The organism is Hymenobacter sp. H14-R3 (genome assembly GCF_030063445.1).
Lineage (GTDB): Bacteria > Bacteroidota > Bacteroidia > Cytophagales > Hymenobacteraceae > Hymenobacter.
Window position 1 is genome coordinate 27,945 of sequence record NZ_JASITD010000013.1, and the last position, 23,582, is coordinate 51,526.

General features: G+C 61.7%; 12 protein-coding genes and 1 riboswitch. Of the genes, 6 read left to right on the forward strand and 6 right to left on the reverse strand.

Annotated features, from left to right (window positions below):
* Window positions 1–25: 25 nt before the first annotated feature.
* From metH to QMK33_RS13100, 3 genes are all read right to left on the reverse strand, one after another.
* Window positions 26–3,883, reverse strand: a complete 3,858-nt coding sequence (metH, locus tag QMK33_RS13090) for a methionine synthase (RefSeq protein ID WP_283565046.1) — start codon at window positions 3,881–3,883, stop codon at window positions 26–28.
* Between the two features lie 75 nt (window positions 3,884–3,958).
* A riboswitch (SAM riboswitch) is annotated at window positions 3,959–4,067 on the reverse strand.
* Between the two features lie 87 nt (window positions 4,068–4,154).
* Window positions 4,155–5,528 (reverse strand): SGNH/GDSL hydrolase family protein, encoded by a 1,374-nt coding sequence (locus tag QMK33_RS13095; protein ID WP_283565047.1) that lies wholly within the window; start codon window positions 5,526–5,528, stop codon window positions 4,155–4,157.
* Between the two features lie 21 nt (window positions 5,529–5,549).
* A complete protein-coding gene (locus QMK33_RS13100) occupies window positions 5,550–6,818 on the reverse strand; it encodes an OmpP1/FadL family transporter (RefSeq protein ID WP_283565048.1) in 1,269 nt (422 codons plus the stop codon).
* A 262-nt stretch (window positions 6,819–7,080) separates the two neighbouring features.
* On the opposite strand from QMK33_RS13100, the gene QMK33_RS13105 reads away from it, so the two are divergent.
* Both QMK33_RS13105 and QMK33_RS13110 read left to right on the forward strand, forming a co-directional pair.
* Window positions 7,081–10,143, forward strand: coding sequence for a T9SS-dependent choice-of-anchor J family protein (locus QMK33_RS13105; RefSeq protein WP_283565049.1), 3,063 nt, complete (start codon window positions 7,081–7,083; stop codon window positions 10,141–10,143).
* Between the two features lie 247 nt (window positions 10,144–10,390).
* Window positions 10,391–13,720 (forward strand): S41 family peptidase, encoded by a 3,330-nt coding sequence (locus QMK33_RS13110; RefSeq protein WP_283565050.1) that lies wholly within the window; start codon window positions 10,391–10,393, stop codon window positions 13,718–13,720.
* Between the two features lie 200 nt (window positions 13,721–13,920).
* Here the strand turns inward: QMK33_RS13110 and QMK33_RS13115 are convergent, their stop codons facing one another.
* On the reverse strand, window positions 13,921–14,376 hold the full coding sequence (locus tag QMK33_RS13115) for a hypothetical protein (protein ID WP_283565051.1): 456 nt from the start codon (window positions 14,374–14,376) through the stop codon (window positions 13,921–13,923).
* Between the two features lie 378 nt (window positions 14,377–14,754).
* Here QMK33_RS13115 and QMK33_RS13120 point away from each other — a divergent pair, with 378 nt between their 5' ends.
* From QMK33_RS13120 to QMK33_RS13130, 3 genes are all read left to right on the forward strand, one after another.
* Window positions 14,755–16,407 (forward strand): TldD/PmbA family protein, encoded by a 1,653-nt coding sequence (locus QMK33_RS13120; protein ID WP_283565052.1) that lies wholly within the window; start codon window positions 14,755–14,757, stop codon window positions 16,405–16,407.
* A gap of 205 nt (window positions 16,408–16,612) precedes the next feature.
* The gene (locus QMK33_RS13125) at window positions 16,613–18,265 is read left to right on the forward strand and encodes a TldD/PmbA family protein (protein WP_283565053.1); all 1,653 of its coding nucleotides are present in this window, start codon (window positions 16,613–16,615) and stop codon (window positions 18,263–18,265) included.
* A gap of 147 nt (window positions 18,266–18,412) precedes the next feature.
* Complete coding sequence (locus QMK33_RS13130) at window positions 18,413–19,747, forward strand: TldD/PmbA family protein (RefSeq protein ID WP_283565054.1); 1,335 nt, start codon at window positions 18,413–18,415, stop codon at window positions 19,745–19,747.
* A gap of 61 nt (window positions 19,748–19,808) precedes the next feature.
* Here the strand turns inward: QMK33_RS13130 and QMK33_RS13135 are convergent, their stop codons facing one another.
* Both QMK33_RS13135 and QMK33_RS13140 read right to left on the reverse strand, forming a co-directional pair.
* Complete coding sequence (locus QMK33_RS13135; RefSeq protein ID WP_283565055.1) at window positions 19,809–20,336, reverse strand: hypothetical protein; 528 nt, start codon at window positions 20,334–20,336, stop codon at window positions 19,809–19,811.
* Window positions 20,337–20,348: 12 nt separating this feature from the next.
* Window positions 20,349–21,584: an ImmA/IrrE family metallo-endopeptidase gene (locus tag QMK33_RS13140; RefSeq protein ID WP_283565056.1), complete on the reverse strand. Its 1,236-nt coding sequence runs from the start codon at window positions 21,582–21,584 to the stop codon at window positions 20,349–20,351.
* A 217-nt stretch (window positions 21,585–21,801) separates the two neighbouring features.
* Between QMK33_RS13140 and QMK33_RS13145 the strand changes: the two genes are divergently transcribed.
* A complete protein-coding gene (locus QMK33_RS13145; RefSeq protein ID WP_283565057.1) occupies window positions 21,802–23,451 on the forward strand; it encodes a TldD/PmbA family protein in 1,650 nt (549 codons plus the stop codon).
* Window positions 23,452–23,582: the final 131 nt, after the last annotated feature.

Here is a 23,582-nt window from a genome sequence, read left to right on the forward strand (position 1 = left end):
ACTATTCGCGGACTAAAAGTCCGCGCTACTGTGGGTCGTAGTTCAAATTCGGCATCAGCCACCTTTCCAGCTCGGGCAGGGGCATGCCCTTGCGCTCGGCGATATCGGCCACCTGGTCGGCCCCGATTTTGCCCAGGCCGAAGTAGCGGGCGGCCGGGTGGGCGTAGTACATGCCGCTCACGGCCGCCGTGGGGTACATTGCCAGGTTTTCGGTAAGGATAATACCCGTTTGATTCTCCGCATCGAGTAGCCGGAAGAGGGTGATTTTCTCGGTGTGGTCGGGGCAGCCGGGGTAGCCGGGCGCGGGCCGGATGCCGCGGTATTCTTCCTTGATAAGCTCCTCGCCACTTAGGTTTTCGTTGGGTGAATAACCCCAGAACTCCTCGCGCACGCGCTGATGCAGACGCTCGGCGAAGGCCTCGGCGAGGCGGTCGGCCAGGGCCTTTATCATGATGCTGGAGTAGTCGTCGTGGTCGGCTTCGTACTTCTCGATGAGCTTTTCGATGCCCAGGCCGGCCGTTACGGCGAAGCCGCCGAGGTAGTCGGCGCGGCCGGTTTCGCGGGGCGCGAGGTAGTCGGAAAACGCCACGTTATGCACGCCGGGGCCCTTTTCGCCCTGCTGCCGCAGCGTGAAGAACTCGTCGCGCACTTGCTGGCGCGAGTCGTCCTCATAGATTTCGATGGTGTCGTGGTCCTTGGTATTGGCGGGCCAGAAGCCCAGCACAGCGCGGGCAGTAAGGCTCTTGTTTTCAATCACTTCAGCCAGCATTTTCTGGGCATCTTCGAAGAGGCGGCGGGCGGCTTCGCCCAGGTTATCGTCTTCCAGAATGCGGGGGTAGCGGCCGCGCAGCTCCCAGGTGTGAAAAAAGGGCGTCCAGTCGATGTAGCGCGCCAGCTCGTCAAGGGGGTAGTTATCAAGTACTTGCGTGCCCAGGAAGCTGGGCTTGGTAATGGGCGTGGTTTCCCAGTCGGCGTGGTAGCCGTTGGCGCGGGCCGCCTTGATACTGAGGTAGTTCTTGTCGCGCTGGCGGCTGGCGTGGTCTTCGCGCAGGGCCTGGTACTCGGCCGCGATAGTTTGGGTGTAGGTGTCCTTGCCCGAGCCGAGCAGGCTGGCGGCCACGCCCACCGAGCGCGACGCGTCGTTCACGTAAACCGCTGACCCTGAGTAAGCGGGCGCGATTTTCACGGCCGTGTGCAGGCGCGAGGTGGTGGCCCCGCCAATGAGCAGCGGCACTTGCAGCTTGCGCTTTTCCATCTCGCGGGCCACGTACACCATCTCGTCGAGCGAAGGCGTGATGAGGCCGCTGAGGCCGATGATATCGGCCCCCTGCTTCTGGGCTTCGTCCAAAATACGCTCCAGCGGCACCATCACGCCGAGGTCCACAATCTCGAAGTTGTTGCAGGCCAGCACCACGCCCACGATGTTCTTGCCAATGTCGTGCACGTCGCCTTTCACGGTGGCCAGCAGGATTTTACCGGCCGTGCGGCGGGCCGCGCCCTCCTTCTCGGCTTCCAGATAAGGCTGCAAGTAGGCCACGGCTTTCTTCATCACGCGGGCCGACTTCACTACCTGGGGCAGAAACATTTTGCCCGCGCCGAAGAGGTCGCCGACTACGTTCATGCCAGCCATCAGCGGGCCCTCAATCACGTCGAGGGGCCGCGCTACCTGCTGGCGCACCTCCTCGGTGTCCTGGTCGATAAACTCGGTGATGCCGCGCACCAGGGCGTGTTGCAGGCGCTCCCACACGGGCAGGCTGCGCCAGGCGTCGGCCACTACCTCGACCTTGCCCTTTTGCTTCACGGTTTCGGCGAAGTCCACGAGGCGCTCGGTGGCGTCGGCGCGGCGGTTAAGCAGCACATCCTCACAGAGTTCGAGCAAATCCTTGGGCACGTCGTCGTACACGGCGAGCTGGCCGGCGTTCACAATGCCCATGTCCAGCCCCGCCCGGATGGCGTGGTAGAGGAAGGCGGCGTGCATGGCCTCGCGCACCACGTCGTTGCCGCGGTACGAGAACGAGATGTTGCTGACGCCGCCGCTGGTGCGGCAGCCGGGCAGGTTTTCCTTTATCCACTGCACGGCCGCAATGAAGTCGAGCGCGTAGTTGCGGTGCTCCTCCAGGCCGGTGCCCACGGTGAGGATGTTGGGGTCGAAAATAATATCCTCGGCCGGGAAGCCAACTTCCTTGGTCAGAACATCATACGAGCGCTGGCAGATGGCAATGCGGCGCTCGTAGCTGTCGGCCTGGCCGTTTTCGTCGAAGGCCATCACCACCACGGCCGCGCCGTACTGGCGCACCAGCCGGGCGTGCCGGCGGAAGGAATCTTCGCCCTCTTTCAGCGAAATCGAGTTGACGATGCTCTTGCCCTGCACGCACTTGAGGCCGGCTTCGAGCACACTCCACTTGCTGGAGTCAATCATGATGGGCAGGCGCGCAATGTCCGGCTCCGAGGCGATGAGGTGCAGGAAGGTCGTCATCACGGCCTCCGAGTCGAGCATGCCCTCGTCCATGTTAATGTCGAGCACCTGCGCGCCGTTTTCGGCCTGGGCGCGGGCCACGGCCAGCGCCGCCTCGTAGTCGCCCGAGCGAATAAGGCGCGCAAACGCCCGCGAGCCCGTCACGTTGCAGCGCTCGCCAATGTTGACGAACAGGCTTTCGGGCGTGATGTTAAAAGGCTCCAAGCCAGCCAGGTGGGTGGTGCCTTTGGGTAAGGCACCAGTTGCCTCACCCCCCAGCCCCCTCTCCTTCAGAGAGGGGGAGCCAGGCGCAGGCTCAACATCCAACAATATGCCTAACCCATCAGGCTCCCCTTCTCTGAAGGAGAGGGGGCCGGCCCCATAGGGGTCCCGTGAGGCAACGGCGCGCGGCCCGTAGGTGTCAGCCAGCTTCTTGAGCTCGGCAATGTGCTGGGGCGTGGTGCCGCAGCAGCCGCCCACCACGTTGAGCAGGCCTTCTTTCAAGTAATCTTCGACCAGCGCCGCGAATTCCTGGGCGCTTTCGTCGTAGCCGCCGAAGGCGTTGGGCAGGCCGGCGTTAGGGTAGGCCGACACGGGCACGTCGGCCAGGCGGGCCAGTTCGCGCACGTAGGTGCGGAGCTGGTCGGCCCCGAGGGCGCAGTTGAGGCCCACGCTTAGCAAGGGCAAGTGCTTGATGCTGTGCCAGAAGGCCTCCACCGTTTGCCCACTCAACGTGCGGCCCGAGGCATCGGTGATGGTGCCCGAAATCATGACCGGCACCACCCGGCCGCCCTCGTTGAAGAACTGCTGCACCGCGAAGAGCGCCGCCTTGGCATTGAGGGTGTCGAAGATGGTTTCGATGAGCAGCGCGTCCACGCCGCCGTCCACGAGGCCGCGGGTTTGCTCCAGGTAGGCGGTGGCCAGCTCGTCGAAGGTCACGGCGCGGTAGCCGGGGCGGTTGACATCGGGCGAGAGCGAGGCGGTGCGGTTGGTGGGGCCAATGGCCCCGGCCACGAAGCGCGGCTGGTCGGGCGTTTGCTGCGAAAACTCGTTGGCTACCTCGCGGGCCAGCCTAGCCGACGCATAATTAAGCTCATACACTACGTGCTCCAGGGCGTAGTCGGCCTGCGCAATGGTGGTGCCGCTGAAGGTGTTGGTTTCCACCATGTCGGCCCCGGCCGCAAAGTACTCGGCGTGAATGGCCCGGATGATGTCGGGCCGCGTGAGGCTCAGCAGGTCGTTGTTGCCGCGCAACGGGCGCGGGTGGTCGGCAAATCTCTCCCCCCGAAAGTCCTCTTCTTCCAGCGGGTAGCGCTGAATCATGGTGCCCATGGCGCCGTCCAGCACCAGCAAGCGCTGGCGCAGGAGCGCGGGCAGGGGCGAAATACAGGCGGGGTCGGTAGCGACGGCGGCGGGGGAAGCAGACATTTCTTTCGGGAGAAAATACAAGCGTAAAACGCCCCTATCCAGAAAGAAAGCCGCGCCAAACGGCGCAGGTTCCGGCTGATATCTTCTCCGGCCGCAAGCGCGGGCCGAACAGGAGTTGGCACCTACTCGGGGTAGGTTGCCAAGACGTCATCGGGCCTGGTCCCTCGGTCTTTCTGGATAGCAGCAGATACGAAGATACTAGCGGCGAGCGCAAAAAAAAGCGCCTTCCCGGTGGGGAAGGCGCTTTTTTAGTTGGTAAGCCCAGCGCTAGTTACGGCAGCAGTACGCCGCGGTAGGTGTTGGGGTCTACGTTCGGAATAGTCGCACCGTAGTAGTTGTTGATAACGCGAATCCACTCGTTGGCCACCACGGCGTAGCCGCGGGGCGTGGGGTGCACGCCATCGAGGCCGAAGAGGTTGCCGCTGGCAAACGTAGCCGTGTTGTTCACGGCGTTGGTGTAGATGCCGCGGGTGGCGATGCTGGTGAAGAACGTGTTCATGTCGGCCACCGGCACCTTGAAGCGGGCAGCCTCATTGGCGATGATGGCGTTCAGCTGATTGGTGCGGGTAACTACGGTCGTGATTTCGGCCGCGTCGAGCACATACTGGTTAAGTAACGGGTTACCAGGCGTGCTGCCTGCACCCGCGGCCACTAGCGACTGGGCAGTCAGGGTCAGCAGGTCAGCGCTGGTAGCCAGGCGCACCGCCGGCGTACCGTTAACCTGAATAAAAACGCCCGGCGAAGCTACGTTGGCGGCTTTAAAGGCCGCGGCTACGGCCGCCACGGTCACCGTATTAAAATACGGGATATTGGTAACGTTGGGGATGTTGGCAACGACTCCTTTCACTGTGCCCGCCTTGGAAATGGTGGTAACAATGTCGCGGTAGCCGCGGCGGAAGCTGGCTGTATCGGTTAGCCCGCTGAAGGGGTTGGTAGCTACGGCTACGCCGCCGTTAGTGGCGTAGGTCAGCACATCGTTGTTACCCATCCAGCAGGTGAAGAACGTCGGCGTTTTCTGGCCGATGTAGGTCACGTAGTCTTTGGTGCCGCGGTCGGCGGCGGGCAGCAGGCGCTGGTAAAAGTTGTTGAGCACGCCGTAGGCCTTGGCAGCCCCGGCCACCTGCGGCACCAACGAAGCCTTGGCGCTGGCACTCAGCACCGAAATGCCGGGCACGCCCAGGTTGTCGGGCTGCGCGCCGGTGTAGGCTTCCAGCTCGGTGGGCAGCGCCGGGTTGGCCCCGGTGTAGGCCACCTGCTCACCCAAAAACTTGTTGGCCGCCGAGGGTACTACCGGAGCCAGCGCCCCGTTCACGATTTGCAGCTTGATATAGCCCGAGCCATCTTTTTTGGCACCCGAAAACGCGGGCTGCACGAAGGCAGCCGGCCCCTTGTTGGTAGTGGCAAACTGCTGCGCCAGCAGGGCCGGAAACGAGGTAGCCTGCGCCTCGTTGTAGAGGCCGCCATCGCTGTAGCCCGAGGTGAGCGAGTTGCCCACGGATACGTAGCTCGTAAAATCGAGCGTGCCGGCCGAAGCGGAGGGCGGCGCGTCGATATTGGTCTGGCAGCCCGCCAGCCCGGCGAGGCTCAGGCCCAGCAGCGCAAGCGCCGGGCGGGCAGTTTTAACGGTAGAGAATAAAGTCGTCATTGAGTAGAAGAAAAGACAGGCTTAGAATTTCACGTACAGCTGCACGCCGGGCACATAAATGGTCGTTTTGTAGGTGCCGGCTACGCGGTCGGCGGTGCCGTTGCTGATGAGGTCGTCCTGGCTCTGGCTGCGCTTCATAAAGTCTTCGAACAGGAAAGAGGCATCGATGCCAAAGCGCTCACCGAAGGTGTAGCCCAGGCCAGCCGTTACGCCAATGCGGTCAGCATCAGGGGTTTCGGGGGTTACGAAGCCATCACGCACGGCCGAAAAGTCGTAGAACGTACCGGCGCGCACCGTAAAGTTGTCGGTTACCTTATACTGGCCGCCGATGCGGAAGGCCAGCGCATCCTGGTACTGGCGCTTGGACGACGACAGGGCGTTGCCGCCGAGCACGCCGTTGAGGTAGCGGAAGTCCAGCGACTGGTAGCGGCTCCAACCCACAAGGTTGGCGTCGAAAGCCAGCAGCAGCTTGTCGGTGGGCCGCACGCCCACGCCGAAGCTGTACACGTCGGGCAGGGGCAGCGTTACGTCGAACTTGGTAGCCGTGAAGCTGCCAGCGGCCGAAGCGGGCAGGCCGGTAACCTTCACGTCGCCGTCGGTTACGTGGGCATTCACAGCCGAGCGGTAGCTGATGCCCACGCTCAGCTTGTCGCTGGGCTTAAACATCACGCCCAGGTTGTAGCCTACTTTGTGCTCGGCCTTGCCCGTGAGCTGGGCGTGGGCCGGGGCCGTGCTGCCTTGGGCCTGCACCGGAATATCGCGCTGCAAGTCTACGTCGCCAAGTACCAGCGTGGTTACGCCGCCGCCAATGCTGAACTGCGGCGTGATGGCGTAGGCCACCGTAGCCTGGGCCATTACCGAGCGCAAGTTAATGTCGGTGAGCGAGTAGCGGCCTTCCCAGCCCTGGGCGTAGTGCAGCTCACTGCCGAAGGGCGTGTACACGCCCGCGCCCACGCGCCACTTGCCCTCCTTGGGGCCAAAGCCGATAAACCCGCTAAACGGGAACACGTTGGTATTCTGCAAGGTACGCTGCCCCTGGTCGGCATCGCCGGGCCGGAACGAGATGCGCGGAATGGCCATGTTGCCACCTATCTGAAAGCCCGTGGGCGCAAAGGCAAATGCGCCGGGGTTGAAAAACTGCGAAGCCTGGTCGAGGTAGAGGCCGGTGCCGGTGCCACCCATACCGACGTTTTTGGCGCCGGTGAGGCCGACCTGGAAACCGCTGGCGAAGGCTCCCGAGGAAGCAGCGAGCAGCGCCCCCCCCGTGAGGAGTAGAGATTTTACCTGCATAAAATGCAAAAAAGTTAGGTGGGTTGATTGAGGGGTTAAATGTAACGCCAATTTTCATAATAAGTAGTAGGCTAGCCTACTACTTCGCCGCGTGCAACTCCCCCTGGCTTCCGTTGCCTTTGGCCCAGCCCACCAGGCTGCTACCCAAACCGCTTCATTTAGAAACAATAAGGCAACATGGTTTTCGGTCGGGCCGGGGCTATTTTTGTTTCTTGATACGCACCCTTTTCCTCCCCATTCCGACTATTTACCTACTTTTTACATGACAAGAAAACTCCTCACCTTTGGTTGGGCCAGTGTGCTGGCATTAACGGCCTTCGGGGCGCAGGCCCAGGCTACACTAGGTACCAGCCCCTACACCGAGAATTTTAACACCTTGGCCAGCGGCTTGCCCACGGGCTTTAGCGTGTACACGGCCGCCACGCCGGCTGCCCTCGGCACGGCCGGCACGCTCGTCGCTGCCGCTACGAGCTGGACGGATAGCGGTGCGGGCTTCAAAAACTTTGCTTCGGCTACCGACCTCACGGCCGCTGCTACCACCGCCGCGCAGGCCGCCGCCACCAACCGCGCCCTGGGCGTGCGCCAAACCGGGCCTACCGATGCGGGCGTAGCCTTTGTGTTTCGCGCGCTGAATACCACTGGCAAAACCGACCTGGCCCTCACGTTTAAGCTGCAATCGCTGGATAATGCGTCGCCGCGCGTCACTACCTGGCAGGTAGACTACGCGGTGGGGGCTACGCCCACCAGCTTCACCACCACCGGCAGCAGCGCCACCACGGGGGGCACCACGTTTAGTAATAACACGGTCACCGTCAGCTTCAACGGGGCGCTCGACAACCAGACCGGGCCAGTGTGGGTGCGGATAACGGCCCTCAATGGCACTACTGGCACCGGCGCCCGCGCCAGCTCGGCCATCGACGACTTTTCGCTGAGCTGGAACGCGAATGCCAATGCCCCGGTGCTCACCGCTACGCCCGCCACCCTGGCCTTTGGCAAGCAGAACATCAACACGCCTTCGGCCACCCAAACCTATACCCTCACCGGGGCCAACCTCACGGGTGCTACCACGGTAACCACGGCGGCCCCCTTCAGCCTGTCGAAGGACGGGAGCACGGCCTTTGGCACCTCGCTTACCTACACGGCCGCCGAGCTAACCAGCGCCCGGCCGGTATACGTGCGCTTCACGCCTACCACCCTGGCCCTGGCGAGTGGCGCAGTTACTGGCACCATTACCAACACCAGCGACGGCGCTACCGCCCGCACGGTAACCGTAACGGGCTCGGGCATTGACCCCACCCAAACGGTATACGACTTCAACGCCTGCACTGGCACTACTACGCTATCGGACGGCTGGGTGCAAACCAGCGTAACGGGCCCGCAGATGTGGGCCTGCACCACGTTTGGCCGCGACCCTATGGCCCCGGCCGGTACTGCCCCCTATCCCAGCGCCGTGCAAATGAACGGCTACGCCGCAGCTAATATTGAGAACGAAGACTGGCTCATCTCGCCCGTGCTTGACTTAAGCACCTATACCTACCCGCTGCTTTCGTTCTGGAGCCGCACGGCTTTCAACGGCCCTTCGCTGAAACTGCGCGTGTCGACCAACTATGCGGGCACCGGCGCGCCCAGCGCCGCTACCTGGACGGACTTGAGCGTGGCTTTCCCGGCTGGCGGCTCGGATACCTGGACCCAGACGGCCAACATCAACCTGGCAGCCTTCAAGGGGGCTACGGTGTACGTGGCCTTCGTGTATACCTCCACTTCGATGGCGGCCGCCCGCTGGACATTGGACGACATCGCCCTGACCAAGTCGGCCACACCCCCCGCCCCCACCGTGCTCACGAACGTGAACCGCTTGGCATTTGGCTACCAGGCCATTAATACCAGCAGCACCCAAGCGCTGAACGTATCGGCCAACGACCTGACCGCCGATGTAACGGTGGCTTCGTCGGACGCCAACTACACGGTTTCGAAAGACGGCACCAACTTCGCCAGCACTGTTACCCTGACCAAGGCGGAAGTAAATGCCCTGAGCAAGCCCGTAACCGTGCGCTTCCTACCCACCGTGGCCCTGGCCAGCATCAGCGGCATGCTCACGGTGAGTAGCGCCGGCGCTACCGCCCAAACTGTAGCCCTGAGCGGCGATACCTACGACCCGGCCAAAACCCTGGAAGTAGTGAACTGGAACATGGAATGGTTTGGCTCGGCCGATGCCACCCTGGGGCCGAAGGATAAGAACCTGCAAAACACCAACGCCACGGCCGTGCTCAATTTCCTGAAGGCCGACGTGTACGCCCTGGAAGAAGTAGTGGACACCGTGCGCCTGCGGGCCATTGCCACCAACCTCAGCACTACCCTCGGCGTGCCGTATGCCTACAAGATTTCGCCCTACGGCTCACGCGGCGACAACCAGCAGGACCCCGAATACATCGGCGACCAGAAGCTGGCCTTCATTTACCGCACCGACATGGTGAAAAACCCGTCGTTCCAGGGCTTACTGCGCTGCTCGGAGGCTGATGCCTGCCCCGCCTACACGCCCTGGGCATCGGGCCGCTTCCCGTGGCAGATGCGCGCCGACGTAACGCTCGACGGCGTAACCAAGAAAGTGGATTTCGTCGTGATTCACGCCAAGGCCAACGCCACGGCCTCATCAGCCAATGACTACGCCCGCCGCAAAACAGGGGCCGACCTGCTCAAAGGCCTGCTCGACACCAGCTACGGCAACGACAACACGCTCATCGTGGGCGACTACAACGACATCTTGGAGGGTACCATCGCCACGGGTGTCACGCCGGCCGTATCGTCGTACAGCTCGTTCCTCAACGATATCAATTACGTGCCCCTGACCCTGCCCCTGGCCCAAGCCGGCCTGCAGTCAACCGCCAGCTTCAAAACGGTGATTGACCACGTTATCGCCAACAAGAACATGGCGCGCTACTACATCAACGGCACGGCGGCCATCCGCACCGACGTTGCCGCCCAGATTACCAACTACAGCACCACCACTTCGGACCACTACCCGATATTCACGCGCTATTCGTTCACGGGTACTATGCTGGCTTCCAAGAGCGCCCGCGCGGCCTCGCTGGGCCTCTACCCCAACCCGGTAGCCAACAGTGTGCGCTTCGAGGTGCCCGAAACCGGCAACAGCCTCAGCCTGAGCGTGTACACCACCACCGGCAGCCTCGTGCTGCGCGGCACCGGCTCGGTAGAGCAGCTCAACCAGCAGCTCAGCCAGCGCGTGGCGGGCCTCGCCGCCGGCCTCTACGTGGTGCGCGTGGTGGGTGCGCAGCAGACCTACACCGACCGCTTCGAGAAGCAGTAATTCTTATAAGTACTTGTAAAACAAGTACTTATAATTAAAATCCTTAAAAGGGTCCCAGCTAGTTGGCTGGGACCCTTTTTTCATATAAACTAGCACAATTTCTGGGTAGGTGCACGTGCTCCGGTCTGAGGGTGGAGCATATGCCCTGCTTTGGGAACCGCAGTAAGCTGGGCTACTCCTGGCGGCCGTGCAACGATTACCGCGCCGGCGGCTACCTTGGGGCCAGTCGTATCCTCACCCCAAGCGTATGCGTTTTTCTACCCTCGTGCACCATTGCCGGCTTGCCGGCCTTAGCCTGCCGCTGCTGGCCGCCAGGCCCGCGCTGGCTACCCCGCCCACCCCGCCCGCGCCGCTGCCCTACTACTCGGAGCCCGCCGTGGCGCCCGACCGCCAGGAGCTGGCCTTCGTGTCGGGCGGCGATATCTGGACGGTGCCGGTGGCCGGCGGCGAGGCCCGGCTGCTGGTGGCCCACCCCGCCACCGAGAGCCGCCCGCTGTATGCGCCCGACGGCAAGTCGCTGGCTTTCACCTCCACGCGCAGCGGCAACGGCGATATCTACCTACTCAATTTTGCCTCGGGCGAGCTGAAGCGGCTGACGTTTGACGACGGGCTGGACCAGTTGGATGGGTGGAGCGCCGATGGCAAGTACCTGTATTTTTCGAGCACCAGCCGCGACATCGCGGGCATGAACGACATCTACCGCGTGCCGGTGGGCGGCGGCACGCCCACCGCCGTGAGCGCCGACCGCTACGCCAACGAGTTCTTCGCCGCACCCAGCCCCGACGGCCGCACGCTGGCCTTTGCCGCGCGCGGCGTGGCTTCCAACCAGTGGTGGCGGCACGGCCACAGCCACCTGGACGAGTCCGAAATCTGGCTGCGGCAGGAGGGCAAAACCGGCCCCAGCTACCGCGGCCTCACCAGCGGCGGCAGCAAGGCGCTGTGGCCCATGTGGGGGCCGGGCGGCCAGCAGCTGTTTTATACCAGCGACCAGGGCGGGGCCGAAAACATCTGGACGGTGGGCCTGGATAATGCTAAACCCCAGCAGGTTACCAATTTCAAAGATGGCCGCGTGCTGTGGCCCAGCATTTCATACGATGGCCAGCTCGTGGCGTTTGAGCGCGACTTTGGCATCTGGACGCTGAACACCGCCACGGGCCAGGCCCAGCCGGTGGCCATTCGGCGGCGGGGCGCGCCGGCTAGCCCCGGCACCGAGCGCCAGCGCTTTACTGACCGCTTGCAGGAGCTGGCCCTCTCGCCCGATGGCAAGAAAGTGGCCTTTATCGTGCACGGCGAAGTATTTGCCGCGTCCGCGGCCGATGGCGGCGACGCTACCCGCCTCACCACCACCGTGGCCGCCGAAACCGACCTGGCCTGGGCGCCCGACAGCCGCCGGCTGGTGTACGCCTCGGCCCGCGACGGCGCGAAGCATTTATACAGCTACACCTTCGCCACGGGCCAGGAAACGCGCCTCACTAACGCCATCCTCAGCGATGCCCGGCCACGCTTCTCGCCCGATGGCAAGCTACTGGCTTTTGAGCGCGACGCCCAGGAGCTGCGTATTCTGGACCTGGCCAGCAAGCAGGAGCGGGTGGCGGGCACCGGGCGCTTTGGCCGGCCGCCGCTGGCTGCCGAGCGCTCGGTGGTGTGGTCGCCCGATGGGCGCTGGCTGGCGTTTGCGCCAGCCGGGGCGCGGGGCTTCACCAACGTGCAGGTGGTGCCCACGGCGGGCGGCGCGGCGCGGCCAGTCAGCTTTTTGGCCAACACCAACAGCAACTCGCTCTCGTGGAGCCCCGATGGCAAGTACCTGCTTTTCGACACCGGCCAGCGCACCGAGGATGCCCAGGTGGCCCGCGTGGATTTGCAGCTGCGCACGCCGCGCTTCCGCGAGGACCAGTTTCGTGACTTATTCAAGGAGTCAGTCCCCAACCCCACCGCACCCGACAAGAACGCGCCCGCGCCCGCCAAGTCCCCCACGCCGGCCCCGCTGCCGGTAGCCGCTGCCGACTCGGCTCGCGCTAAAGACCAAGCAATCAGCAAGAAGGATAAAGGCAAGAAAGGCGCAGCTACGGCGGCCGCCACCCCCGCCAAGCCGCCCGTCACCATCAATTTCGACGACATTCGGCGGCGGCTGAGCCTAGTGCCGGTGGGCGTGGATGTGCGCACCCAAACCATCAGCCCCGATGGCAAGTGGCTGCTGCTCACGGCCACCGTTTCCAACCAAACCAACCTCTACGTGTACCCGCTCGATGAGCTGGGCAAGGAGCCCGCCACGGCGCGGCAGCTCACGGCCACGGCCGGGGCCAAGCGCGAGGCGCAGTTTTCGCCCGATAGCAAGGAAGTATATTTCCTCGACCAGGGCCGCATCCAGGTGGTGCCCGTGGAGGCCGGCAAGGGCACGGCCCGCGCCGTGGCCGTAACGGCCGAGCTGAACGTGGATTTTGAGCAGGAGAAAATGGTGGTCTTTGACGAGGCATGGGCCTACCTGCGCGATTTTTTCAACGACCCCGCCTTCAACGGCACCGACTGGCCGGCCCAGCACGCCAGGTTTGCGCCCTACATCGCCGGGGCCCGCACCCCCGACGAAGCCCGCCGCCTCACCAACCTGATGATTGGCGAGCTCAACGCCTCGCACTCGGGCATGGGGCCGGCCGCCCCGCCCACCGGCACGGTAGCCCCCGCCACCGGCCGCCTGGGCTTGCGCTTCGATGCCGCTGATTATGAGCAACGTGGCCGCCTGCGCATTACCACCGTGCTGCCGCTGGGCGCGGGGGCGCTGGCCAGCCTCCAGCCCGGCGACGTGCTGCTCGCCGTGAACGGCCAGCCCCTCACCGGCACCACCAACCTCGATGAGCTGCTGCAATACCAGGTGGGCCGCCGCACCACGCTGCGCGTTTCTTCGGATAATAAGGAGCGCGACGTGGTGGTGCGCCCCCTCAGCCGCGACACCGAGAAGGCCCTCGACTACCGCCAGTGGGTGGAGGAGCGCCGCGCCTACGTGGCCCAGGCCAGCGGCGGCCGCCTCGGCTACGTGCACATGTTCGACATGTCGGCCGCCGCCCTGGCGCAGCTGTACCTCGACCTCGACGCCGAAAACATGACCCGCGAGGGCGTGGTGGTGGACGTGCGCAACAACAACGGCGGCTTCGTGAACGTGTACGCCATTGATGTGCTGGCCCGCCGCAGCTACCTCAGCATGCGCAGCCGGGGCATGGCAGCGGCCGTGCCCGCCCGCAGCGCCCTCGGCCAGCGCAGCCTGGAAGTACCCACGGTACTCGTCACCAACCAGCACTCCCTCTCTGATGCTGAAGACTTTAGCGAAGGTTACCGGGCCTCTGGGCTGGGCAAAATAGTGGGCGAGCCCACCGGCGGCTGGATTATCTTCACCTCGGGTGCCACCCTGCTCGACGGCTCCAGCCTGCGCCTGCCCACCAGCACCATCCGCGCCACCCGCAACGGCCAGGTGATGGAAATGAACCCCCGCCCCGTGGACATCCCCGTAACCCGCCCCATCGGCGAGAGCTACACCACGCGCGATGCGCAACTCGACGCGGCCGTGAAGGAGCTGATGGGCAAGTAGTTAGCACATACGCTCCGGTCGGCCGGCTTTGCCGGCGGACCGGCTGTCGCGTGAACAACGACGGCACAACGGACTAGAGCCAGTGAACGATGCTGGTACGACTGGCCAAGCGGCGCGCCCGTCGACCAGTCGGCCGGCTTCGCCGACGGACCGGAGCACGCACCCTTATGTACTAACTTATTTATTGATAAGTAGTTAAATTACCTGACCGTCTCAATAGTCGAAACACCCTCCACTGCGACTACCGGCGGCAACTCGACCGCAAACCTGACCTGGGAACCCAGGCTCAGTTTGGGCACCAGTACGTAGTACACCACATTGGCGGCGGCGGGGCTGGCATCGGCGGCCAGCTTTACGGCGTAGGTATAGCCGGCGCAGGTTTGCAGCACCTGCTGGCTGGCTACGTGGCTGGCGCTGGCGGTGCGGGTTTTGCCGGCCAGCAGGGTGTAGGTAGCAAAGTCAACGGCCGGCAGCTTTTTGCCCGCAAACAGCGCCCGATACTCAGCTGCCGAGTTGATAACGTAGTCGTTGGTTTGCCCCACGGTGGGCACCGGCTCGGTGATGCGGGCCGTGAGGCCGGTTATCTGGCAGGTCGTCACATCGGCCGACGCATTGCAAGGCACCACATCGTCCTCCTTCTTGCAGCTATTGCTCATCGCCAGAAAACTGAGCGCGGCGAGCGCCAAAAGTCGACGTATTTGCATAAAAACCAGGGTATTGGGGTGGGAAAAGGAGAGCGGGCAAGAAATATACTACCCGGCTCCCAAAATCCAAGGTTGCGCCCTGCTTCCTAACAGCTTGGCTGGGCGGCACCGCATCGAACACCACGTTGGTATCGGCGGCCAGCTTGGGCAAAAGCCGCCCCTGGCTTACCAGGATAGTTGCCCCGGTCCGCCGGCAAAGCTTTTTTAAGCTGATTCAACAAAAAGACGGCCGCCCCGCTGCAACGCCCGCGGGGCGAATATGTCTTTTTCATGAAAAAAATGCCATCTTGCCGGCCGGTTTTTGCCGGTTGCCTTTAATTTTCTTTCGCTTTGAAACGACGTGACTTTGTGGGCCTTACCGGCCTGGCCACCAGCGCCCTGCTGCTGCCCCACTTTCCGGGCTTCGGCGGCACCCTCGTAGACCCCGCCCGCCTGCTGGAGCCCGGCCTCGACGTGACCGCCAAAAAGCGCCTCGCCGATGCGGCCCTCAACGCCGCCCGCAGCGCCGGTGCCACCTACGCCGACGTGCGCATTGGCCGCTACCTCAACCAGAGCGTGTTTACCCGCGAAAAGCAGGTGCAGAACATCGCCAGCGGCGAGAGCTTCGGGGCCGGCGTGCGCGTGATTGCGGGCGGCAGCTGGGGCTTTGCCGCCACCAACAACGTGAGCGATGCCGGCCTGGCCCAGGCCGCCAAGCTGGCCGTGGCCATGGCCAAAGCCAACGCCAAAACCCAGAGGGAACCCGTGAACCTGGCCCCCCAGAAGGGCTACGGCGAGGTGAGCTGGAAAACGCCCATCAAGCAAAACGCCTTCGAGGTGCCCGTGGCCCAGAAGGCCGAACTGCTGCTGGCCGCCAACGCCGCCGCCATGGCCAACGGTGCTAACTTCGTCAATTCCAGCCTATTCCAGATAAACGAGCAGAAGTACTTTGCCAGCACCGACGGCTCGTACATCGACCAGGATATCCACCGCATCTGGCCCACGTTTTCGGTCACGGCCATTGACCGGGCCAGCGGCAAATTTAAAACCCGCGACGCGCTGAGCTCGCCCATGGGCCTGGGCTACGAGTACCTCACGCCCAGCGCCGCCGACAAGGTAGCCGGCCCCGCCGGCACCGGCCTGGTGGGCTACCGCAACAGCTACGACCTGCTGGAAGACGCCGCCCTGGCCGCCCGCCAGGCCAAGGCCAAGCTCACGGCTACCTCGGTGCTGGCTGGCAAATACGACCTCGTGCTGGAGCCCAACCACCTGGGCCTCACCATCCACGAGAGCATTGGCCACCCGCTGGAGCTGGACCGCGTGCTGGGCTATGAAGCCAACTACGCGGGCACCAGCTTCGCCGATTTGGCCTGGAAGGCGAAGAATATTCCCTACGGCTCCAAAAACGTGACCATCGTGGCCGACAAGCTGCAACCCGGCTCGCTGGGCGCAGTAGGCTACGACGATGAGGGCGTGAAAACCAAGGAGTGGACGCTCATCGACCAGGGCAAACTGGTTGACTACGAGAAGATTAGAGACCAGGCGCACATCGTGGGCCAAACCGCCTCCGACGGCTGCTGCTACGCCGACTCCTGGGATGCGGTGCAGTTTCAGCGCATGCCCAACGTGAGCCTGCGCCCCGGCACCGCCCCGCTGAGCGTGGACGAGATGATAAGCAAGGTGGACAAGGGCATCTACATTGCCGGCCGCGGCTCGTATTCCATTGACCAGCAACGCTATAACTTTCAGTTTGGCGGCCAGGTGTTCTACGCCATCGAGAAGGGCAAAATCGCGGGCATGCTCGACGATGTGGCCTACCAGGCTAATACCCAGGAGTTTTGGAACTCGTGCGCGGCCGTGTGCGACCAGCGCGACTACCGCATGTTCGGCTCGTTTTTCGACGGCAAGGGCCAGCCCTCGCAGGTGTCGGCCGTGAGCCACGGCTCGGCCACGTCGCGGTTCAATGCGGTGAATGTGATTAATACGGGCCGGAAGATTGGGTAAATCTTATGCGGCCCTAACGGGGCGCCTCACCCCTAGCCCCTCTCCGAAAAGGAGAGGGGGACTAGTTCTAGTTTTAGACTCAGCTTTTAAGCTAGTGCTAAATATCTAGTCCCCCCTCTCCTTTTCGGAGAGGGGGCTAGGGGGTGAGGCGCCCGCCAGAACAACCAACTACTCTCTATCCTTCAAACCTTTACGCTCCTCAACTTTGAACAGACGCGACTTTACTACTCTTACTGGATTGGCGGCCGGTGCCCTGTGGCTCCCCGCTTTCCCAAGCCTCGCCGGCAACCTTGTTGACCCCGCCCAGCTGCTGGAGCCCGGCCTCGACGTGGCCCAGAAAAAGCGCCTGGCCGACGTGGCCCTCACCGCCGCCAAGGCCGCTGGGGCCACCTACGCCGACGTGCGCATCCAGCGCACGCTCAATCAGGGCATTTTCACCCGCGAGAAGCAGGTGCAGAACATTGCCAATGCCGAGAGCTTTGGCGTGGGCATCCGGGTGATTGCCAACGGCACCTGGGGCTTTGCCTCGACCAACAACGTGACCGACGCGGGCATCGCCAAAACGGCCCAGCAGGCGGTGGCCATCGCCAAGGCCAACTCGAAGGTGCAGAAGGAGCCCGTGCGGCTGGCCCCCCAGAAGGGCTACGGCGAGGTAAGCTGGAAGGCGCCCATCGAGAAAAACGCGTTTGAGGTGCCCATCAAGGAGAAGGTTGATTTGCTGCTGGCGGCCAACGCGGCGGCGCTCGGCAACGGCGCGTCGTTTGTGAATTCGGCCCTGTTTCAAGTGAATGAGCAGAAGTACTTTGCGAGCACCGACGGCTCGTATATCGACCAGGATATTCACCGCATCTATCCCACCTTTGGGGTGACGGTGGTGGACCGGGCCAGCGGCAAGTTTCGCTCGCGCCAGAGCCTGAGCTCGCCCATGGGCATGGGCTACGAGTACCTCACGCCCAAGGCCGCCGACAAGATGGCCGGCCCCGCGGGCTCGGGCGTTATCGGCTACAAAAACAGCTACGATATCCTGGAAGATGCCGCCCTGGCCGCCAAGCAAACCAAGCAAAAGCTGACCTGCAAGAGCGTGGTGCCCGGCAAGTACGACCTCGTGCTCGACCCGCACCACCTGGGCCTCACCATCCACGAGAGCGTGGGCCACCCCCTGGAGCTGGACCGCGTGCTGGGCTACGAGGCCAACTTCGCGGGCACTTCGTTTGCCACCTTGGAGTGGAAAAAGAAGGGCTTGCCCTACGGCTCGAAGCAGGTGAATATTGTGGCCGACAAGCTGCAAGCCAACTCGCTGGGTGCGGTGGGCTGGGACGATGAGGGCGTCAAAACCAAGGAGTGGAACCTCATTGAGCAGGGCAAACTAGTTGATTATGAAAAGATTCGCGACCAGGCCTACATTGTGGGCCAGGACGCCTCCGACGGCTGCTGCTACTCGCAGTCGTGGCGCGATGTGCAGTTTCAGCGCATGCCTAACGTGAGCCTCAAGCCCAGCCCCAGCAAAATGAGCGTGGATGAACTGGTGAGCAAGGTGGACAAAGGCATCTATATCGCTGGCAACGGCTCGTTTAGCATTGACCAGCAGCGCTATAACTCGCAGTTTGGCGGCCAGGTGTTCTACGCCATCGAGAAGGGCAAAATTACCGAAATGCTCGAAGACGTGGCCTACCAGACCAATACCCTGGAGTTTTGGGGCGCCTGCGCCGGCTCGTGCGACCAGAGCGACTACCGCTTCGCGGGCTTCTTCAACGACGGCAAGGGCCAGCCCTCGCAGAGCTCGGCCGTGAGCCACGGCTCGGCCACCACGCGCTTCAATGGCGTGAACGTGATTAACACGGCCCGTAAAATCGGGTAGCCCCACCCCCCAGCCCCCTCCCCTGCGGGGGAGGGGGAGCCAAACGATTTTCAATCTACAATCGTCAATCAAATGAAGCCTACGCCTCCTCGGCTCCCCCTCCCCCGCAGGGGAGGGGGCCGGGGGGTGGGGCTGCAACTCCACAACATGGCAATTCTTTCCCAAACCGAAGCCCAGGATATCCTCAAAAAAGTCCTCAGCTTCAGCACCGCCGACGAGTGCGAGGCCAACCTCAACGGCAGCCTGGAGGGCAACGTGCGCTCGGCGCGCAACTCCATCAGCACGGCCGGGGCTGTGGACAACGTGTCGCTGGCCGTGACGTCGTACTTCGGCAAGCGCTCGGGCACCGCCACCTGCAACCAGTTTGACGAGGCTACGCTGCGCCGCTGCGTGCAGCGTGCCGAAGAAATTGCGCGCCTCGCGCCCGAAAGCCCCGAGTCGATGCCGCTACTCGGGCCGCAGACGTATCTGGCTTCGCCCCAGTCGTTTGCGCAGAGCACGGCCAACATCACGCCCGACTACCGCGCCAACCAGATGGCGGCCAGCATGCAGTACTGCGACGGCAAGAAGCTGTCGTCGGCGGGCTTCTTGAATGACCAGGCGGGCTTCGTGGCCAAGCGCAACTCGAAAGGGCTGGAGGCCTACCAGCGCACCTCGAACCTCGATTTCAGCATCACCGTGCGCACGCCCGATGGGCTGGGCTCGGGCTACGCGGCCACTGACTTTACGGACGTGTCGAAGTTTGATGCCAAAGTCCTGACCGCTGTGGCGGCCGGCAAGGCCTCGGCTTCGCTGGGGGCCAAGGCCATTGAGCCGGGCAAGTACACCGTTATTCTGGAGCCCAATGCGCTGGTTTCGGGCTCCGATGCCTCGCTGCTGGGCGCGCTCATGCGCTCGTTCGACGCCCGCTCGGCCGATGAGGGGCGCAGCTTTTTGAGCAAGAAGGGCGGCGGCAATCGCAAGGGCGAAAAGATGTTTGATGAGCGCGTGACGATTTATTCGGACCCTACCAACGCCGAGGTGCCCGACCTCACCTTCGCCGGCGATGGCCGCCCGCAGCAGCGCACCACCTGGATTGAAAAGGGCGTGGTGAAAAACCTCTACACCAGCCGCTACTGGGCCCAGAAATCGGGCATCCCCGACCTGCCTGGCCCCGGCGGCTTCATCATGGAGGGCGGCACCCAAAGCACCGCCGACCTCATCAAGGGCACCAAAAAAGGCATCTTGGTGACGCGCCTCTGGTACATCCGCCCCGTTGACCCGCAAACGCTGCTCTACACCGGCCTCACCCGCGACGGCACGTTCTACATCGAGAACGGCGCTATCAAGTTCCCAGTCAAGAACTTCCGCTTCAACGAAAGCCCGATTATCATGCTCAACAACCTGGAGGCCATCGGCCGCCCGGTACGTTTGGCCGGCAATTTGGTGCCGCCGCTTAAGATTCGCGATTTCACGTTCACAAGCTTGTCCGACGCCGTGTAATTATTTAACACATAAAAAAAGCCGCTTCAAGAAGCGGCTTTTTTTATGTGTTAAATACTATCTAACGAAAGCGCATTTTCTTATTCAAGTCGTAATATTCTAAAAAGATATCGTTAGCACTTCCTCCCCGGGCTGCCCAGGCATTTGTCGCAGCATACGCTTCGCGCAAAAACTGAAGCCGCGATTGCCGGCTATCTGCTCCAACAATGCTACCATCATCTGGACGATGAACACCCTGTCGGAGATAGAGATTCTTTTCGTCGTATACGAATTGTCTTAGTTTTTTATTCTTATCTCCGGTAGGTAGCCCCTGCATTAAAAGCCGTCGAATGGTATAATAGAGGTCGTATGATTCCTTCGGATTTTGTAAGTCACCAGCTAGTTCAGGTTTGAACGGCTCATCCTCACTTTCTCCTTCCGAAAAATCAAAACCAGACTGCTTTGCCTCCGCATTTGCTTCGGCTTCATCAGACATACGCTTTAGCTTGTCCTGAAAAAGCCGCTCCTGCTCATCTCGTTCTTTCTTGGCAGTATCAGAAGCATCGCTTGCTTTAAATTCATCTGCGCTGGGAAACTCGTCATTTTGCATTGGAAAGCCAGTCTAAATTTGTGAAGGGTTAGAAATTAGAGCTTTGTTCTTATCGGCCTCTTCAACGATTGACTTAGCAAGCCAAGGCGCACTATGAAGTTGGGCGGGACAAACATCTGACATGGTGATATAGCGGCTGAAATAACGCCAACCAGAATCATCATTTTGCTCCCTCAACTCTTGTGCATACAGCCAATAAATTACCGAGGGATGGATATTGTTCTGCTCGGCATAAGTTGTAACGAATGATTCAATGTTGATGTAGTTCTTGATGTAATCAAATTTCTGGCGCGACAGCAGAAGCTGCTTAGCAAATTTATCAGCCTGTGCCTCAATCAAGAATAGGTCTTCAACTCCATCACTGATGTGAAACTTCATAGTAGCCAATTTATCCATATGAAATATGATATGTGCTAACTCATGAAGTAGTGTAAACCATAAGGTTGGGTAACGCTTGAAGTGGTCCGTCAGCACAATACACGGCTTCTTATTCACAATAAATGTGGCCCCGTGAACCGATGTATTTGGTAGTGCCCGTTGCGTAATTACAGTTACACCTGCTTCGTCGAGCGCTCGCATAACTGTTAGCAGACCTGTTTTTTCCTTGCGGGTGTACTGCCTAGCTTGCATAGCAAGCTGCTCTACCCTTTCTGGATTAAAAGGATGAGGATTATTGATACGCTGGAACTGCTGGTAAGCAGATAAAATCCAGAACTTCATCATCTTATCCTCAACAGTAGTCCTCGCCCTACTGAACAATATGGCTGCCGTCTCTACGCCATATTCATAAAGCGATGACAGCCCAAAATACTCAATTATACGCTCTTTGATGTGCTCATAATCAGCCGATTTTATAAAGCCAATTTTTCTAAGTTTTTCAACATCAAAGTTCTTCGCGATAAAGGATGCCTCCTTTACTTTTTCGACTGCTTTGAAATCCTCAGGTGGCATAGCAGATGCAGCGAATAGCTGCATAATATCTTCAATTCGGGTATCTAGAAAGTGTGCTAGCTTATAAACGGTTAAAACGTCAAGCTTCTGCAATACCCCCGTAACTAGCCGCTCGTATGACGACCGGGGCATACCAAGTATTTCGCTTGCTGCCTTAGTCGACAATTGTAGCTCTTCTCTTCTCTTTTCGATTAAGGAAGCTAAAGTGGGCGTATCTGAGGCTGCCAAGAGCCTTAGCACCTCCCCCATCAAGGCTGACGACGTGTCGCCAGCGGCTTCGTTTATTGTCGTGCCCATCTTATTTTGCTATTATTTTTGGCAAATATACGGCACGTTGCACAAAATTGTACAGCCTTCGTGTGCAATACTTTGAATGGTATGGATTGCGACGCGAACCGAATATGTGCAGTCCCAGAAAAGAGCGGCCAGGCAAACGGACCGCTCTTTTAAGCCCTACCAGTACTAGCTTGCCGCTATCAACTTCTTCCTGCCAACCAATTACACCTTTCCTCCTATGAACAGACGCGACTTTGCTGCCCTTACCGGACTGGGCGCTACGGCCCTGCTGCTGCCCAGCCTGCCCGGCTTCGGGGCTAAGCGCGTGGACCCCAGCCGCTTGCTGGAGCCCGGCGCCGATACCATCCTCAAGAAGCGCCTGGCCGACGCGGCCCTCAACGCCGCCAAGAGCGCCGGGGCCAGCTACGCCGACGTGCGCATCGGCCGCTCGCTCAACCAGTACGTGTTTACCCGCGAAAAGCAGGTGCAGAACATCGTGAGCACCGAGAGCTACGGCGTGGGCATTCGGGTGCTGGTGGGTGGATGCTGGGGCTTTGCCTCCACCAGCGTAGTTACCGAGGCCAGCCTGGCCGCCACCGCCCGCCTGGCCGTAGACATTGCCAAGGCCAACCGCCTGGTAATGAAGGAGCCCGTGCAGCTGGCCCCCCAGGCCGGCTTCGGCGAGGTGAGCTGGAAAACGCCCGTGCTGCAAAGCGCCTTCGAGGTGCCAGTGAAGCAAAAGGCCGACCTGCTGCTGGCCGCCAACGCGGCCGCCCTGGATGCCGGGGCCAGCTACATCAACTCGGCGCTCTTCCAAGTAAATGAGCAGAAGTACTTTGCGAGCACCGACGGCTCGTACATCGACCAGGATGTGCACCGCCTTTGGCCCACCTTCAGCGCCACGGCCGTGGATACCAAGTCGGGTAAGTTTCGCTCGCGCGAATCACTAAGCGCGCCCGTGGGCATGGGCTACGAGTACCTCACGCCCAGCGCCACCGAGCAGGTGCGCGGCCCGCAGGGCACTGATACTGTGGGCTATAAGCTGCGCTACGACATACTAGCCGATGCCGCGCTGGCTGGCAAGCAGGCCAAGGCCAAGCTGGCCATGAAGTCGGTGACGCCCGGCAAGTACGACCTCGTGCTCGACCCCGGCCACCTGGGCCTCACCATCCACGAGAGCGTGGGCCACCCCACCGAGCTCGACCGTGTGCTGGGCTACGAGGCCAACTACGCGGGCACCAGCTTCGCCACCCTGGAGTGGAAGGCGAAAAACCTGCCCTACGGCTCGCCCCAGGTCAATATCGTGGCCGATAAGCTGCAACCCGGCTCGGTGGGCAACGTGGGCTGGGACGATGAGGGCGTGAAAACCAAGGAGTGGGACATCATCAAGGCCGGTAAACTAGTTGATTACCAGAAGATTCGCGACCAGGCGCACATCGTGGGCCAGAAGGAGTCGGATGGCTGCTGCTACGCGCAGTCGTGGGAGGATGTGCAGTTCCAGCGCATGGCCAACATCAGCCTCAAGCCCGGCCCCGCCAAATTGAGCGTGGATGAGATGGTGAGCAAGGTGGATAAAGGAATCTACATCGCTGGCGCCGGCTCATTTAGCATTGACCAGCAGCGGTTTAACTTTCAGTTTGGCGGGCAGCTGTTCTTCGCCATCGAGAAGGGCAAAATCACGGAGCCGATTGAGGATGTGGCCTACCAGTCGAACACCCAGGAGTTTTGGGGCGCCTGCGCCGGCAGCTGCGACCAGAGTGATTACCGCCTCTTCGGCACCTTCTTCGACGGCAAGGGCCAGCCCGCCCAGGTGTCGTCGGTGAGCCACGGCTCGGCCACCACGCGGTTTAATGGCGTGAACGTCATTAACACGGCGCGGAAGGTGTAGCCCCACGAGACCCCTATGGGGCAGGCCCCCTCCCCTGCGGGGGAGGGGGAGCCAGTCGATTTTCCAACTGCATCATCATCAAGCTAATGCCTGCGCCGCCGCGGCTCCCCCTCCCCCGCAGGGGAGGGGGC